This window comes from Campylobacter sp. BCW_4332 (genome assembly GCF_001763175.1).
Classification (GTDB): domain Bacteria; phylum Campylobacterota; class Campylobacteria; order Campylobacterales; family Campylobacteraceae; genus Campylobacter_D; species Campylobacter_D jejuni.
The window spans coordinates 1-1,291 of sequence record NZ_MJYF01000039.1 but is presented as its reverse complement, the minus strand read 5'-3'; the positions used below and the strand labels follow the sequence as shown (position 1 = coordinate 1,291).

The following is a 1,291-nucleotide window of genomic DNA, read 5'->3' as shown; positions in this document are numbered from 1 at the left end:
TTCCAAATCTAGCCTCAGCTTCTACTTTAGGATTGATATTAAACTTAGCTCCAAGTTCTACTGAAGTTTTTAAATTAGGCAACCAATCTCTAAACCAAGTAAAGCTTGTTTTAGTAGAGAAAAGATTTAAATAGTTTGCATAGGTTCTTTCTCCACCTTTAACTGTTGCTTGTCCTATAGTGTCTTTCATAGAAAAAGCTTCAGTATAGCCTCCTTCATAAGCAAGACCTATTTCAGGGGAGAATATATCTTTATTAGAAATAAAATTCATACCTAAGGCTGTATTGACTCCATAAGCATAAGAATTAGGTTCAGCTTTAGCTTCATTATTTCCTATTTTTTTAGTTAAATCATTTTTAATCAAAGCAGCTTTACCTTGAGCTTTGATATAAACTTCTTGACCTTTTTCTGTAGTAAATAAGGTATTAAAGTATTTTAAACCTGCATAATAGGTTCTATTATTAATATCAAAATAAGTTGAACCCATTTTTGTATCTTCATAACCTGCATACACACCATATATTCCACTGTCTTTTAAAGTAGAATAACCTATAATGGTTCCTTTAGTGTGTCCTTTACTTTCTTCATTTAAAGAAAGTTCAACATTCTGTGAAGAAGTATAAGGAAGGATGAATAAAGAATGTTCTTTATTAGAACCATAGCTTCCATTATTTAAATCACTCTTTATATAATCACTTGCATCTGCATATAAATTACCCTTTTCAGACATAGCAATGCTTTGAGATTTACTTGAAGAAGCTAAAGCAAAAGTTTGCATAGAATTACCCATAACATTATCTATAAAGGTAGATCTTCTTGAAGTAGTAGAGATTAAAGATCTAAAGGTTGCACCTGATATGGAGGCATTAAGATTAAAATCTGTAGTAAGCTTTCCTGTTATTGGATCAAAGCTTAAAGATATTTCTCCACCTCCATTGGTTCCTATATTGCCAATATTGTTTTGATTAACACCTGAGATGATATCATTTATATTATCAAGTTGTCCTAGATCGAGATTACCCTCATCTATAGTAATTTTATCAGCACTTACATTTCCATTTCCACTTCCACCTACAACTATAGTGTCTAATTTACCCGTATCTTTATCTGTAGTAACAAGCCAATCTTCTATGACTATGCTACCAGATCCGCTGTTAACTAAATGATTACCACTATTATCTTTATCTATGGTTCCTTGGTTATTAACAAAGATGGTTCCACTACCTTCATTTTTAATACCACTTGTAATAGTCGCATCAGAATCATTTTTTAAACTTAAATTATTATTACT

Annotated in this window: 1 protein-coding gene; it reads right to left on the bottom strand. The window is 31.0% G+C overall.

Annotation, left to right across the window (positions count from 1 at the left end; genetic code table 11):
- Window positions 1-1,291, bottom strand: a 1,291-nt coding sequence (locus tag AJN64_RS04275) for an autotransporter outer membrane beta-barrel domain-containing protein (RefSeq protein WP_148122987.1), incomplete at both ends; no start/stop codon positions are given.